General features: G+C 48.6%; 8 protein-coding genes, 1 tRNA gene and 3 rRNA genes. 2 read left to right on the top strand and 10 right to left on the bottom strand.

Annotated elements, in window-relative coordinates; all coding sequences use genetic code 11:
- Window positions 1–28: 28 nt before the first annotated feature.
- The gene (locus ACES2G_RS07820) at window positions 29–670 is read left to right on the top strand and encodes a chalcone isomerase family protein (protein ID WP_347359369.1); all 642 of its coding nucleotides are present in this window, start codon (window positions 29–31) and stop codon (window positions 668–670) included.
- Between the two features lie 29 nt (window positions 671–699).
- Here ACES2G_RS07820 and ACES2G_RS07815 read toward each other — a convergent pair whose 3' ends face one another.
- Genes ACES2G_RS07815 through kdpA form a run of 5 tightly spaced genes read right to left on the bottom strand, consistent with a single transcriptional unit; the run spans window position 700 to window position 8,361 of the window.
- Window positions 700–1,389, bottom strand: a complete 690-nt coding sequence (locus tag ACES2G_RS07815; protein WP_347359368.1) for a response regulator — start codon at window positions 1,387–1,389, stop codon at window positions 700–702.
- A 2-nt stretch (window positions 1,390–1,391) separates the two neighbouring features.
- Window positions 1,392–4,070, bottom strand: coding sequence for an ATP-binding protein (locus ACES2G_RS07810; RefSeq protein WP_374001766.1), 2,679 nt, complete (start codon window positions 4,068–4,070; stop codon window positions 1,392–1,394).
- Complete coding sequence (gene kdpC, locus ACES2G_RS07805) at window positions 4,067–4,606, bottom strand: potassium-transporting ATPase subunit KdpC (RefSeq protein ID WP_347359366.1); 540 nt, start codon at window positions 4,604–4,606, stop codon at window positions 4,067–4,069. Before kdpC ends, ACES2G_RS07810 begins: the two co-directional genes overlap by 4 nt.
- Window positions 4,607–4,608: 2 nt before the next feature.
- Entirely contained in the window at window positions 4,609–6,660 is a 2,052-nt protein-coding gene (gene kdpB / locus ACES2G_RS07800) for a potassium-transporting ATPase subunit KdpB (protein WP_374001765.1), read from the bottom strand.
- Window positions 6,661–6,669: 9 nt separating this feature from the next.
- Window positions 6,670–8,361, bottom strand: a complete 1,692-nt coding sequence (kdpA, locus tag ACES2G_RS07795; protein ID WP_374001764.1) for a potassium-transporting ATPase subunit KdpA — start codon at window positions 8,359–8,361, stop codon at window positions 6,670–6,672.
- Window positions 8,362–8,547: 186 nt separating this feature from the next.
- Between kdpA and ACES2G_RS07790 the strand changes: the two genes are divergently transcribed.
- Complete coding sequence (locus tag ACES2G_RS07790) at window positions 8,548–9,156, top strand: NAD(P)H-dependent oxidoreductase (protein WP_347359363.1); 609 nt, start codon at window positions 8,548–8,550, stop codon at window positions 9,154–9,156.
- Between the two features lie 73 nt (window positions 9,157–9,229).
- Here the strand turns inward: ACES2G_RS07790 and ACES2G_RS07785 are convergent, their stop codons facing one another.
- From ACES2G_RS07785 to ACES2G_RS07765, 5 genes are all read right to left on the bottom strand, one after another.
- A complete protein-coding gene (locus ACES2G_RS07785) occupies window positions 9,230–9,652 on the bottom strand; it encodes a multidrug efflux SMR transporter (protein WP_347359362.1) in 423 nt (140 codons plus the stop codon).
- Window positions 9,653–10,303: 651 nt separating this feature from the next.
- A 5S ribosomal RNA gene (rrf, locus tag ACES2G_RS07780) occupies window positions 10,304–10,420 on the bottom strand.
- 251 nt (window positions 10,421–10,671) lie between these two features.
- Window positions 10,672–13,612 (bottom strand): 23S ribosomal RNA (locus ACES2G_RS07775).
- Between the two features lie 111 nt (window positions 13,613–13,723).
- Window positions 13,724–13,800 (bottom strand) — tRNA-Ile (locus ACES2G_RS07770).
- Window positions 13,801–13,943: 143 nt separating this feature from the next.
- A 16S ribosomal RNA gene (locus ACES2G_RS07765) occupies window positions 13,944–15,457 on the bottom strand.
- Together the 16S, 23S and 5S rRNA genes with 1 tRNA gene alongside form the textbook arrangement of a ribosomal RNA operon.
- Window positions 15,458–15,754: the final 297 nt, after the last annotated feature.

The raw sequence follows: 15,754 nt of genomic DNA, 5'->3' as shown, positions 1-15,754 counted from the left end.
ATCTGGACCATATCGAGAAAGGATCATCATGAAGCACCTTATCGCAGGACTTGCCACCGTTCTTTTGTCCGTACACGCCTCTGCCGCACTTCTGACCCCAGAAGGACACGGGGAAAAAGTTGAAAAGGTCGCACTTTCAACGGCGGCAACATCCCAGATTGAAAATGAACCTGTAAAGCTGACCTCTGTTGGCGCTGGCTTGCGCGCGAAGAAAGTTGTGTTTGTAAACGTCAAGGTTTACGTCGGCCAGCTTTACGTCAGCAATCTTGAAACGTTCAAGAAAACAGATGCAGAAGCCCTGGGATCTTTGAAAGATCAAAAGGCTGTGGCCATTCAACTTCACTTCTTGCGTGATGTGGACGCTGACAATGTTCAAAAATCCTTCAAGGAAGCCCTTAAAGCCAACAACGTAAATCTTGAGGATGCCGCTGTAAAACAGTTCCTGGATTCAGTCTCCAAAGGTGGTGAAGCCAAAGACGGTAAAGCATTGACGATTTTAGGTGCAAAACTGAAAGATGGATCTGAGTCTGTATTCTATGAAACCACTGCCGGCAATGTTTCCGAAATCAAAGGCCCTGCAGGCTTCATCGAAAAAGTATTTGCGATCTGGCTGGGTAAACCATCTGATGATGGCGTCGCCTCTTTGAAAAAATCTATCCTGAAAAAGTAATTTTGACCAAGGCAGGCTTTTAGCCTGCCTTAAAAATCTGTCATTCTGTAACCAACTCCAGCCTCGGTCACGATAAGCTCCGGAGTTCCCTCCTGATGCAACTTCTTACGAAGCCCGCCAACATAGACTCTGAGATAGTGTGTGTGCTCCACCGCATTGGGCCCCCAAACTTCATTCAGAAGCATCCGATGGGTCACAACTTTTCCTTTATTCTTAATCAGAACCTTTAAGATATTGAACTCTGTCACAGTTAACTTGACTCGCACGCCGTGGACCGTGACGGTATGACCCGCCATATCCATCATCACAGGCCCATTGGTGATCTCTGAATTCTCCGGTTCATTTTTATATGAATGCCGAAGTGCCACACGAATTCGCACCAGCAATTCAGGAACACTGAAGGGCTTGGTGATATAGTCATCGCCTCCCCCGTCAAGGGCTGCGACCTTATCACTGTCAGCATCCATCACCGTCAAAACAATAATGGCCACTTTTGACCAGGAACGAATCTCCTGAAGCACTTTCATCCCGGTCATATCCGGCAGCCCCAGATCCAGTAAAATCAAATCCGGCTTTTCCGATGCCGCACTGGCCAACCCCTCAGCTCCGCTTGCCGCCTCGATCACGGTATAGCCATTGGCTTCCAAGCTCACCCGCAAAAGCTTACGAATAGAGGCCTCATCATCCACGATCAAAATTTTCTTCTGGCCTTCTCTCATCGTCACTCCTCAAGTTCAAGCGGAGGTTTTTCGTAAGGGATCTCGACAACAAAATCAGCTCCCGACTGATCTGTTCTGTTGTTTGCGTAAACCCGTCCGCCATGAGCCTCCACCAAAGACTTTACAATGGCAAGACCCAATCCCACGCCTCCAGTACTGCTGCCTGGAACCCGGAAAAAGGCTTCAAAAATCTGCTTCAAATAAGACGCGGGAATTCCCGGCCCCTGATCCAAAACATGCAAGCGGACTTTATTCTCTTCATCTCGATCCAATTGCAAGGTGACCTGAGACCCTGGCGGGGCATAACGAAGGGCATTGCTGACCAGATTGAACAGAACATGCTCAAATATTTTCTCATCGACCTGCACCAGACAGGAACCTGAACTTAGCACAACTATCTTATGATGAGCCGCCAGACGTCCCATCTTCCCGGGCAATGTATTCAGCAGATCCTCAAGATCAATCCAGTCTTTTTTAAGGCGAAGAGCTCCAGAATTCACTCGAGACATGTCCAGCAGGTTTTCAACAACCTGATTCAAGCGCAGTGAGGAATCCATAATATCCAAGGCCAGTTGATCACGTACCGGCTTATTCTCAGAAACCTTTTCATCCAGCGCTGCTGAAGCTGACCCAATAATCGCAGTCAAAGGTGTGCGCAATTCATGAGAAACAGAGTTCAACAAAGCCTGATGAAGACTTTCTGAGGCCTCCAGCACTTTCATCTGTTCTGACTTCTTTTGCAAACGCATCCGGTCCAACGCCATTCCGGCTTGCGCGCAGACATTCTCCAAAAAATTCTGCTGATCCAGATTCAAGACCCATTTTTCTTTCGGATAAAACAGAAGTACGCCCGCAGTTTGGTCCACGGCTTTCAGCGGCAGACTCATACAGCGGGACTCGGACAATGTTTCCGTGCGCCAGCCTGCCGTTTTACCATTTTCAAAAGACCACGATGCCAAGGCGAAATCCTTGTCATCCAACTTGGCTTCATTAAATGGCCTACGACTTAGACCGCCGCTGGTTTCCGTTAAAACTATTTTTACTTTTCCTCTTAAAAGCTTTTCAAGACTCTGCGAGGTCGCAAGACAAATATCAAAAGGACTGAGCGCCAAAGAATACTCGCGAACCAGCTCATACAAAGCCCTGGTTCGACGCTCCCGCCCTTCCAGATCACGATCCCGCGCCCGAATACGGGCGGCCAGAACACCGCTAAGCAAAGCCACCAGGAAATAAGCCAGACACATCATAAAGTCTTCCGGGGCATTGATCGCAAAGGTCATCACCGGAGGAATAAAAAAGTAATTCCAGATTAACGCGCTCAAAACTGCTGAAAAAAGAATCGGCCCTTGCGTCGTCACAAGACCCACAAACATCATCGCAATCAGAAAGACAAAGCCCACGGCCCGATAGCCAATCCACGGAAGCAGCAGACGACTTAGAAACGTGATGGCCATCACAAACCAGAAAGAGTTCCAGTAAGCAGTTCCTGCGGCATCAAACCCAGGCACACGCCAGGATCGCCAACTCCATCGGGAAATCTGCTCTTCCTGCCGGATGATATGAACATCCACAGCGCTGCTTTTCCGAACCAATTGATCCAACAGCGATCCCTGCCCCTGAAAAAGATCCCACCAACGGCGCTGCGGTCTTCCCATTACAATCTGGGTGACATTGCGCTCATGAGATATCTGATGAAGAGCTTCCGCCAAACTGGAGCTGCGGATTGAAAGAACCTCGGCCCCTAACTCGCGGGCCAAAGACAAATGACGAGCCAAAACACTCTGATCATCTGCCGAAAGTTTGTCCCCCGTATCCACATGCACAGCCAGCCAAGGAGCTTCCAAACTATAGGCCATGCGTCTGGTGGCTCGGATAAGTCTTCCGGCAAAAGGACTGTGGCTGACTGCCACTAACAAACGCTCCTGCGTCTGCCACGGGCCGGGAATCTGCTGCACAATCATCTGATCCTGCAGATCCTGATCCACCCTTTCGGCCGTATAGCGCAAAGCCAGTTCACGCAAGGCCATCAGATGCGGTTCCCGGAAAAAATTCTCTTCCGCACAAACCGCCCGATCACCCTGATAGACTTTTCCTTCACGCATCCGCTTCAACAACCCTTGCGCAGTAATGTCTATCAGTTCCATCTGATTGGCCATATCCAGCACCGAATCCGGAATGCGTTCTTGCACTCTGACTCCGGTGATCTGTTGAACAAGATCGGCGCGACTTTCCAAATGCTGCACATTCAGTGTCGAATAAACATTGATTCCCGCATCCAGCAACTCGATCACATCTTGATAGCGTTTCGGATGACGGGAACCCGGTGCATTGGTGTGAGCCAGTTCATCCACCAGCACGATCTGCGGTCGCATCTGCAAAATGGCATCAAGATCCATCTCTTGCAAAACAGTTTCACGATAACGAGTTTGTTTTAAAGGAACAATTTTAAGACCCGAAAGAAGCTCTTCGGTTTCACGGCGCCCGTGGGTTTCAACAACTCCCACAACCAGATCTGCCCCCTGACTGACCTGCTCAACCGCCGCCTTTAACATGGCATAGGTCTTCCCAACCCCGGGACTCATCCCAAAGAAAACGCGAAAGTGACCGCGCTCTTTCTTTTCTTCTTCCTTCTTGATGCGCTCAAGAATTCTGTCGGGGTTCGGGCGATTATCATCACTCATAGTCGTTTATCCAAGGCGAGATTCAACTTCAATACATTGACTCTTGCCTCGCCGAGGATACCTCCTTGACGATTCTCAATATACTCCTGAATCAAGCGCTCAACCAGCGCTGTCTGAGCTGGCGATAACTGTCGAGCCCCAACAATGCGTCGCATCTGAAGGCGGGCCGTTTCTGGAGAGATATGCGGGTCCAAACCGCTGCCTGAAGTAAACAGCATTTCGGCCTCTGCCCCCTGCTCGCGGCGCTCCGCTACGGCCTTTTGCAAACCTTCACTGATGGGCCCCGCATTTGAAGCCCCTGAAGGCACGGTCGCATAGTCCGCCGCTGATGGTCTTGGCCAGAAGTATTTATCACTTACAAACTTTTGCGCAATCAGCTCAGAACCGACGGCCTTGCCATCCACATAAAGAATTGAACCGCGGGCTTGATAAGGAAAAAGCCCTTCCCCAATGGCTGTCACCGCCAAGGGGTAGATGACCCCGGTGAGTACACTCAGCACAATAAAAATTCTTAAAGAAACAACGATGTCTTTCATAACTAGACCATCCCAAGGTTTACGATAACCATATCAATCAGCTTGATCCCGACAAACGGAACCAGAATTCCGCCTACGCCATAAATCAAAATATTCGTGCGCAAAATCAGATTTGCCCCCAATGCCCGGTAAGGAACCCCTTTCAACGCCAACGGAATCAGCGCCACAATGATCAATGCATTAAAGATCACCGCACTCAGAACGGCACTTTGCGGAGAAGAAAGCTGCATGACATTCAACGCCTGCAAAGGTCCTTTGACAGAGCCAACCGCATAAAGCCCCCCAAACATAGCCGGAATGATGGCAAAGTATTTTGCGATATCGTTAGAGATACTGAAGGTTGTCAGCGCCCCTCGAGTCATCAAAAGTTGCTTACCCGCCTCGACAATTTCAATCAGTTTTGTCGGATTTGAATCCAGATCCACCATATTCCCGGCTTCGCGTGCGGCCTGAGTTCCGGTATTCATGGCAACCCCGACATCCGCCTGCGCCAGGGCTGGCGCATCGTTGGTTCCATCCCCCGTCATGGCCACCAAGCGCCCCTGACTTTGCTCCTGACGAATACGCATCAACTTCATTTCCGGAGTCGCCTGAGCCATATAATCATCCACGCCAGCTTCCGCAGCAATTGCGGCGGCAGTCAACTCATTGTCTCCGGTGACCATCACCGTGCGAATACCCATTTTTCGAAGCTCGGCGAATCGTTCTTTGATACCACCTTTAACCACGTCTTTCAGATAAATCACACCAAGAACTTTTTCATCCTCACAAACGACCAAGGGTGTTCCACCTTTTTTGGCGATGGAATCCACAGCGGATTGAACCTCTGAAGGAAACTTCCCGCCCTTGCTTTCAATATATTTTCGAATGGAATCCGCCGCCCCTTTTCTTAGCTCTCTCTTGGGGTTTCCCTCAATATCAACACCACTCATTCGCGTGTGCGCAGAAAAAGGAACAAAGTGTGCTTGCTGCGGGTGAAAACTTTGTGCGCGCAAAGCATACAACTCCTTGGCCAGCACCACGATGGATCGCCCTTCCGGAGTTTCATCGCTCATCGAGGCCAACTGAGACACCTCGGCCAAATGATTCACAGAGATGCCCGGAGCCGCCACGAATTCCGTGGCCATGCGATTACCCAAAGTGATTGTGCCGGTTTTATCCAGCATCAAAACATCAATATCACCGGCAGCTTCCACAGCCCGGCCGCTTTTCGCGATGACATTCTTGCGAATCAGGCGATCCATCCCACTGATTCCAATTGCACTCAGCAACCCGCCAATGGTGGTCGGGATCAGACACACGATCAAAGCACTCAAAACCGGAATACTGACGACATTTGAAAGATCCTGCCCCGCACTTTTTGCCGAGAAGTCCGCAAACACTTTCAACGTCACCACAGACAAGATCAAAATCACCGTCAATGAGATCAACAAAATACCCAGAGCAATTTCGTTAGGTGTTTTCTGGCGCTTCGCCCCCTCGACCAGATTGATCATGCGATCCAGGAAGCTGTTGCCGGAGGTGGCCGTGATTTTCACCAGGATACGATCACTGATAACACGAGTGCCTCCGGTGACAGCACTGCGGTCCCCACCAGCTTCTCGCACCACCGGAGCCGACTCACCTGTAATCGCCGATTCGTCCACGATGGCAATGCCTTCGATGATTTCACCATCTCCGGGAATGATGTCACCTGTTTCACAAAGGACAACATCTCCTTTATTCAAACTCTGCGAAGGCACTGTCTGTTCCTTGCCATTCTCAAGTCTTCTGGCCACCGTCTGCGCTCGGGTCTTCTTCATGGCTTCGGCCTGCGCTTTCCCCCGCCCTTCCGCCAAAGCCTCAGAAAAGTTCGCAAACAAGACTGTGAACCACAACCACAAGGCCAACTGCAATTCAAAACCAAAACTCTGCCCCTGAACGACATGAAGGACACAGATGACAGTCACCAACAAAGCTCCCAACCAGGTCACCAACATCACCGGTTTTTTGGCTTGAACCCGCGGGTCCATCTTTACAAAGCTGCTTTTCAAAGCTTCTTTTACAGTACTCATATCAACTCCCTAGTGTCCTCTCATCATCAACAAATGTTCCAGAACGGGTCCCAACGAAAGCACTGGGAAAAAGGTCAAAGCACCCACCACCAAAATTACCATCGCTAAAACAAAAGCAAACAGCACTGTGTCTGTCCTGAAGGTTCCTAACGACAACGGGGCCACATTCTTCTGCACCAAACTGCCCGCGACAGCCAACACCGGGAAGATGATAGCAAAGCGTCCGATCAACATCGCCAACGCAAGCATGACATTATAAAAAGGGGCATTGACCGACAAACTGGCAAAGGCACTTCCGTTATTTCCGGCCGCCGAAGTGAAGGCATAAAGAGCTTCACTCAAACCATGAGGCCCTTGATGTGCCATACCCGCAACACCTGCCGGAACAATCAACGCACAAGCACTGAATGTTAAAATCGTTGCACAAGGAGCCAGAACTCCAACAACAACCCAGATCATCTCCCGGGCCTCAATTTTCTTACCCAGATACTCCGGAGTTCGCCCCACCATCAGACCGGAAATAAACACGCTCAACAAAGCAAACAAAAGCATGCCGTACATCCCAGCTCCGACGCCACCAAAGATCACTTCTCCGAGCATCATATTCACCATCGCCACGCCACCGGACAAAGGTGACAACGAACCATGCATGGAATTCACAGAACCGTTAGACGCGGACGTCGTCAAAACAGACCAAAGAACACTGTTAGTCACACCAAAGCGCGTCTCTTTTCCTTCCATCAAGGCGGCCTGCCCAATGACGGGGTTGGAACCATATTCAGACGACAAAGACACACTGAGCATCAAAATCAGAATGGACATCATCGTCGCAAAAAGCACCCACCCCTGTTTCTTTGCATTCACCATCACTCCAAATGCATAGGTGCATCCGGAGGCCAAAAGTATCAGAGAAATCATCTGCAAAAAATTGCTGAACGGCGTGGGGTTTTCATACGGATGGGCGCTATTCACACCAAAGAACCCGCCACCGTTTGAGCCCAGTTGTTTGATTGCAATTTGCGAGGCCGCTGGCCCTTGAGGCAGTGCCTGCTCTGCCCCCTCGAGCGTGACAACTTTCTGGTATTCAGAAAAATTCTGAACAACCCCTTGCCCCACCAGACAGATCGCCAGAATCAAGGCTGCGGGAAGCAGCACATAGACTGTCGAACGAGTCAAATCGACCCAGAAATTACCCAAGGTGCTCATCTGCTTTCGGGCCATTCCCCGAGTGAAAGCCAGAAAGACCGCGAACCCTGTGGCGGCACTGACAAAGTTCTGTACTCCCAACCCCAACATCTGAGTCAGATAGCTCATCGTGCTCTCGCCAGAATAAGACTGCCAATTGGTATTGGTTACAAAACTCACTGCTGTATTAAATGCCAGATGCCAAGTCAGATTTCCCAGCCCTTCAGGATTCAAAGGAAGCAGCGCCTGAAACATCTGCAAAGCCATCAGAAATCCCAGACCTAGAACATTAAAGCAAAGCAGGGACCAGGCGTATCGCCGCCAAGTCATTTCCTCATTCTCAAGAACCCCTGAAAGCTTGTAAATGAAGCCCTCCAAGGGACGTAAAAGAGGTGTGACCCAGGTTCGTTCTCCTTGAAAAACCCGCGCCATATAGCCACCCAAGACAGGCGTGGCGACAGTCACCACACCCAAAGCCAAAACAATTTGAAGTAAATCCGCAAAGCCGAAGCCCATAGTTCTTTTCCTTTATTGTTCCAATGTAAGGCTTAGGGCATCAAGACCGCATAAAAAGGGAGCCAACGAGCGTAAAGAAAAAGTAAAAATATGTTTAAAAAAATGAAAATGTATTTTGAAATAGAGGATCTAAACAGATGCCCTTGTTTTTAAGGGATGTGAAGATAAGAAGAACTGGAGCTGAAGATGAAAGTGTTCCTTTTTGCAGCCTCCCTGCGCCAGGGTTCCTACAATAAAAAACTCATCCGCATTGCAGCAGAACATATTCGCAGCCTGCCATTCTGCGAAGTGGACTTGTGCGAGTTTAACGATTTCCCAATGCCGATGTATGATGGAGACCTCGAGACATCCAAAGGCATCCCCGAGGGCGTGCAAAAGCTAGCGCAGAAAATCCAAACTGCTGACGCCATCATTATTTCCAGCCCCGAGTACAACGGCAGTATTCCCGGCACACTTAAAAACGCGCTGGATTGGGTTTCCCGCATAAAGCCACTTCCCATCGCCAAGAAGCAGATTCTATTGATTGGCGCCTCGCCAGGAGCTTTAGGTGGCATTCGTGGTAATATCCACGCAAGAACACCATTCCACATCCTGGGAACTTTTTTATATCCGGACTATTTCGGTCTGGCGAAGGCAGATTCCGCCTATGACGACAAAGACCAGCTCATCGATCCAAAACAAGATGAGCGCCTGAAGACTTTGCTGATGGATTTCATTCACTACGCATCTCGCAAGGAAACCCCTTTTGAAGCTTTAAGTGAATTCGTAGAAGAAAATCTGCAAAAATCAAAATAGAAAAATAAAAAGGAGAGGCTCATTCCTCTCCTTTAAACAACAGACAGCATTAATTTAAGGTTACTATAAAATCTCAGCCCGCATTGCGAGGAGGCTCGACATGAACCGTCGGCACCACCGCAGCGGGAATGACTTTCATGCTTGGAGCTTCCGCCTTCGCGACCTGCTCTTCCGCTTTTTTACCATCACCAATATTCAACATGACCACACCGAGAATAATTAACGATGTCGCCAATACTTTATGCAATGGCAAAGGCTCATTGAAGATAATAAGCCCCAGGAACGCCATAAGAGCGGTTCCCACGCCTGCCCAGATGGCATAGACGTTACTGACTGGAAGATATTTTAAGGCTACAGTGAGGCTTATAAAGCAGATTCCATGACATGCTACGGTCAGCACGGATGGGAGCACCTTTGTAAACCCCTCTGAGTACTTCATTGTGATCGTTCCAAAAACCTCAAAGATAATTGCTGCTGCAAGATACACGTATGCCATAAGACACCCTGTCGCATCTCGACCCTTTCTTTTGTCTATTCAATTTTGTTTTCCCGTGCTCGGGTGAATCCCCGAGAGATCTTTTTTTGAACCAGTCGAAAAAAAGACTTAAAAAGCGAACAGGAAAAGCTTCCTGTATTTGATATAACTAGAATACCACAGCTCTTTCAAAAAAGCTCTCATGACTCGACCTCAGTGAGAATTACCAGTCTAATCAAGCACTTAATCATGAGACACAGCGAATATTTTTAGTCCTAATTTTGTTTGATTAAATAATAAAAAGTTTATCGAAGATCTCTTTTTGATACAAAAAAAGGTCTCTAAGAGAAGAAGAAATGTCTCCGATTGATTTGAAAATGGAAGAAAAGATCTGAGCCTCTGCCCGCCCAAACACTGTCGACAGACAAAAAGACTCACCGATCACAGAGATTTTGAATCTGATTGAGTCGATTCTGCCAAGGAATTTCAGACAGGAGCCTACAGACAAACTTCGGGCATATTGAACTGCCACCAAGGCCAAGCGACATCTTTAAAGAGGCGTTAGCATAAAACAAAAGATCGCGTTACTGCGCGGTCTTTTTCTATCTACCAGCAAATTTCGGGCAAAAAAAAACCCGACTTACTTTCGTAAATCGGGTTCGAGTAAAAAAGAGCTGGCGTCGTGCTACTCTCCCACATTGTCACCAATGCAATACCATCGCCGCAAGAGGACTTAACTTCTGAGTTCGGAATGGGATCAGGTGTGGCCCCTCTGCTATAAACACCAGCAAAGCGTTTATTAAGTCAAAGTGGTTAGCTTCTTACACTAACCTTCGTTCTTTGTGCAACTTACTTCCAATACAAATGGAGAAGTTACTATTCTTATTCAGACAACTGAATGATTGATTTAATTGATTTTTAGCGATTAACGGTTAGTCCCATCAATCACTCTCTTACTTATTCAGAGAGCTAGTCTCTCGTTCCTTAAAAGAAGTCTCTGAGACGAAATCTTCGTCAAGCCGAAGCCTGAGAAGAAAAATTTAATAAAGCCTCACGACCTATTAGTACGGATCAGCTGAATGTGTTACCACACTTACACCTTCCGCCTATCAACCTCGTAGTCTCCGAGGAGTCTTTAGGGGGCCGAAGCCCCAGTGAGATCTAATCTCGCAGTTTGCTTCCCGCTTAGATGCTTTCAGCGGTTATCAATTCCGAACATAGCTACTCTGCATTGCCGCTGGCGCGACAACAGAAACACCAGAGGTTCGTCCATCCCGGTCCTCTCGTACTAAGGACAGGTCTACTCAAATCTCATACGCCCACAGAAGATAAGGACCAAACTGTCTCACGACGTTCTGAACCCAGCTCGCGTACCACTTTAATTAGCGAACAGCTAAACCCTTGGGACCTGCTCCAGCCCCAGGATGTGATGAGCCGACATCGAGGTGCCAAACTCCATCGTCGATATGGACTCTTGGATGGAATAAGCCTGTTATCCCCGGAGTACCTTTTATCCGTTGAGCGATGGCCCTTCCACGCGGGACCACCGGATCACTTTGGCCTGCTTTCGCACCTGCTCGACTTGTAGGTCTCGCAGTCAAGCCCCCTTATGCCAATGCACTCGACGCCTGGTTTCCAATCAGGCTGAGGGGACCATCGCGCGCCTCCGTTACTTTTTGGGAGGCGACCGCCCCAGTCAAACTGCCCACCAGACAGTGTCCCTCTCCTCGTAAAGAGGAGCAGGTTAGATTTCAAAGTTGCCAAGGGTGGTATTTCAAGGTTGACTCCACAAGAGCTAGCGCCCCTGCTTCAAAGTCTCCCACCTATCCTACACATGCCAACTCTAAAATCACTGCCAAGCTACAGTAAAGGTTCACGGGGTCTTTCCGTCTTTCTGCGGGTACTCGGCATTTTCACCGAGAATTCAATTTCGCGAGGCATTTGGTCGAGACACCGGAGAAGTCGTTACGCCATTCGTGCAGGTCGGAACTTACCCGACAAGGAATTTCGCTACCTTAGGACCGTTATAGTTACGGCCGCCGTTTACTGGGGCTTCGATTCTCTGCTTCGCTTACGCTAACAAATCCTCTTAACCTTCCAGCACCGGGCAGGCGTCAGTATGTATACTTCGTCTTGTGACTTTGCACATACCTGTGTTTTTGATAAACAGTCGCTACTCCCATTTCTCTGCGACCTGAAAAAGCTTGGGGAGCAAGTCCTTACACTCTCTCAGGCACACCTTTTCCCGAAGTTACGGTGTTAAGTTGCCGAGTTCCTTGACCAAAATTCACCCCATCGCCTTAGGATATTCACCCCACTCACCTGAGTCGGTTTACGGTACGAGCTAACAAATCTAAACTTACGAAACTTTTCTTGGATGCATGGCTTTTCACACTTCCGGGACAAGTCCCTCGCATTCACACCTCAGAGTTACGACCAGCGGATTTGCCTACTGATCCTCCTACATGCTTACACCTCAATCCAATAAGAGGCTGTGATATCCTACACCGTCATTCCTTAAGCGCGATTTATTAGGTAACGGAATATTAACCGTTTTGCCATCGACTACGCCACTTGGCCTCATCTTAGGTCTCGACTAACCCTGGGAGGATTATCCTTGCCCAGGAATCCTTGAGTTTTCGGCGCCCGGGTTTTTCACCCGAGTTCAACGCTACTTATGTCAGCATGATCACTTCTAGTTCGTCCAGCTGTCCTACCGGTCAACCTTCATCCTACACTAGAACGCTCCCCTACCACTAAAATATAAAATATCTTAATCCAAAGCTTCGGTAACACGCTTAGCCCCGTTGTATCTTCCGCGCAGAGTCACTAGACTAGTGAGCTATTACGCTTTCTTTAAAGGATTGCTGCTTCTAAGCCAACCTCCTAGTTGTCAAAGTAACTCCACAACGTTCTCCACTGAGCGTGCATTTAGGGACCTTAGCTGTTGGTCTGGGCTCTTTCCCTCTCGACTCATGACCTTATCACCCTGAGTCTGCCTGCCAAGGAACATATCTATGGCATTCGGAGTTTATTTGGGTTTGGTAATCCGGTAAAGACCCCTAGCCCATTCAGTGCTCTACCTCCATGATATTTTTTACCTGACGCTATACCTAAATATATTTCGGGGAGAACCAGCTATCACCCAGTTTGATTGGCCTTTCACCCCTAATCACAGATCATCAAAAGAGTTTTCAACCTCAACTTGTTCGGTCCTCCACGAGGTGTTACCCTCGCTTCAACCTGTCCATGATTAGATCACCGGGTTTCGGGTCTATGCCTGCATACTAAATCGCCCTATTCAGACTCGCTTTCGCTACGGCTCCACCTGCAACGGCTTAACCTCGCATGCAAACATAACTCGCTGACTCATTATGCAAAAGGTACGCTATCGCCCATATAAAGGGCTCTAACTGCTTGTAGACTTACGGTTTCAGGTTCTATTTCACTCCCCTCTCGGGGTTCTTTTCACCTTTCCCTCACGGTACTTGTTCACTATCGGTCACTAAGGAATATTTAGCCTTATGAGGTGGTCCTCACAGATTCCCACAAGATTTCACGTGTCTTGTGGTACTCGGGATGCCGCTAGGGCCTTCGAAGTTTTCGAGTACGGGGCTATCACCCTGTTTCGCCAGACTTTCCAGACTGTTACTCTAACTTCTCCGGTCCCACATCGCGGTCCCACGACCCCTCCTTCAAATAAATGAAAAAGGTTTAGGCTGTTACCCGTTCGCTCGCCACTACTGGGGTAATCTCGGAATTGATTTCTCTTCCTGAGGGTACTGAGATGTTTCACTTCCCCTCGTTCGCTTCAGACACCTATGTATTCAGTGAATGATACCATAAAATGGTGGGTTTCCCCATTCGGAAATCTCCGGATCAAAGTGTGTGTGCCACTCCCCGAAGCTTATCGCAGCTTACCACGTCCTTCATCGCTTCTTAGTGCCAAGGCATCCACCGTAAGCCCTTTGTAGCTTAAAAAAAATGGAACTAACCTCGCTAAAAATCAACTAAATCAATCTATTCAATTGTCAAAGAACGAAAAATGTTCATGTAAAACTCTAACTTCACCGCATTCAACTTAGTAGAACTTGGTGGGCCAGGGAAGACTCGAACTTCCGACCCCACGCTTATCAAGCGTGTGCTCTAACCAACTGAGCTACAGGCCCGTTAGGCTTCACTCTTTCAAAACTAAACAGCTAGATAAGATTTTTGGGACTCACTTACTCGGGAAGAGTAAGTTGACCTAAGATTGGGCCATTTTAACTTATCAAGAACAAGTCTTGATGAAGATTGACCGGATAATCCTTAGAAAGGAGGTGATCCAGCCGCAGGTTCCCCTACGGCTACCTTGTTACGACTTCACCCCAATCATCGACCATACCTTGGGCGCCTGCCTCCTTGCGGTTAGCGCAGCGACTTCTGGTACAGCCAACTTTCATGGTGTGACGGGCGGTGTGTACAAGGCCCGGGAACGTATTCACCGCGGCATTCTGATCCGCGATTACTAGCGATTCCAACTTCATGATCTCGAGTTGCAGAGATCAATCTGAACTTAGATAGCTTTTAAGCGATTTGCTCTACCTTGCGGCTTAGCTTCGCTCTGTGACTACCATTGTAGCACGTGTGTAGCCCTAGGCATAAGGGCCATGAGGACTTGACGTCATCCCCACCTTCCTCCGGTTTAACACCGGCAGTCCATCTAGAGTGCCCAACTGAATGCTGGCAACTAAATGCAGGGGTTGCGCTCGTTGCGGGACTTAACCCAACATCTCACGACACGAGCTGACGACAGCCATGCAGCACCTGTGTACCGACCCTTGCGGGCGACGACGTTTCCGCCAGTCTTCCAGTACATGTCAAGCCTAGGTAAGGTTCTTCGCGTTGCATCGAATTAAACCACATGCTCCACCGCTTGTGCGGGCCCCCGTCAATTTCTTTGAGTTTTAATCTTGCGACCGTACTCCCCAGGCGGGATACTTAACGCGTTAGCTTCGTCACTGAAGGGGTCAATACCTCCAACAACAAGTATCCATCGTTTACGGCGTGGACTACCAGGGTATCTAATCCTGTTTGATCCCCACGCTTTCGGGTCTGAGTGTCAGTGTCTAGCCAGTTACCCGCCTTCGCCACCGGTATTCCTGTTGATATCTACGTATTTCACCACTACACCAACAATTCTAGTAACCTCTCCGACACTCAAGCTTCGCAGTATCAAATGCACTTCCAGGGTTGAGCCCTGGGCTTTCACATCTGACTTACAAAGCCACCTACATCCGCTTTACGCCCAATAATTCCGAACAACGCTAGGATCCCTCGTCTTACCGCGGCTGCTGGCACGAAGTTAGCCGATCCTTTCTTACAGGGTACATTCATTGTGTTATTCCCCTGCGACAGAGCTTTACGACCCGAAGGCCTTCATCACTCACGCGGCGTCGCTGCATCAGAGTTTCCTCCATTGTGCAATATTCCCTACTGCTGCCTCCCGTAGGAGTCTGGACCGTGTCTCAGTTCCAGTGTGACTGATCATCCTCTCAGACCAGTTAAAGATCGTCGCCTTGGTGAGCCATTACCTCACCAACTAGCTAATCTTACGCGGACTCATCTTGAAGCGAAAAACCTTTGACCCCTTGAACCTCAGTTCTTGTGGTCTTATGCGGTATTAGCTAATCTTTCGACTAGTTATCCCCCACTCTAAGGCAGATTATCCACGCGTTACTCACCCGTGCGCCACTAGTATTCACCCGAAAGCTATCCCCGTTCGACTTGCATGTATTAGGCACGCCGCCAGCGTTTGTTCTGAGCCAGAATCAAACTCTCCAGTTTAAATTCTGTTAGAAGCAAACACCAACTTTTACGCTGTTGTTTGTTCGAATATTTTTTGAAATTGTGAATACCAATTACTCGGTATTCAAAGAGCCCAAAAATCTATTTTATCTAGCTATTCAGTTTTCAAAGAGCGAAATTCTTACTCGCCGTTAATGTTTCTTGGCGGCGAGGTGAGTGTTTTATCGAAGACCGAAGTCCTTGTCAACACCCTTTCAAACATTTTTTCGAAAATTTTCAAAAAGAACTTTTTCGAAAAAATATTTAAACTCAAAACCACTAAAACGAGCGCATCAC

Origin of the sequence: Bdellovibrio bacteriovorus, assembly GCF_041888015.1 — a bacterium.
Taxonomy (GTDB): Bacteria; Bdellovibrionota; Bdellovibrionia; order Bdellovibrionales; family Bdellovibrionaceae; genus Bdellovibrio.
The sequence above is the reverse complement of the archived record's forward strand: the minus strand, read 5'-3'. Positions and strand labels throughout refer to the sequence as shown.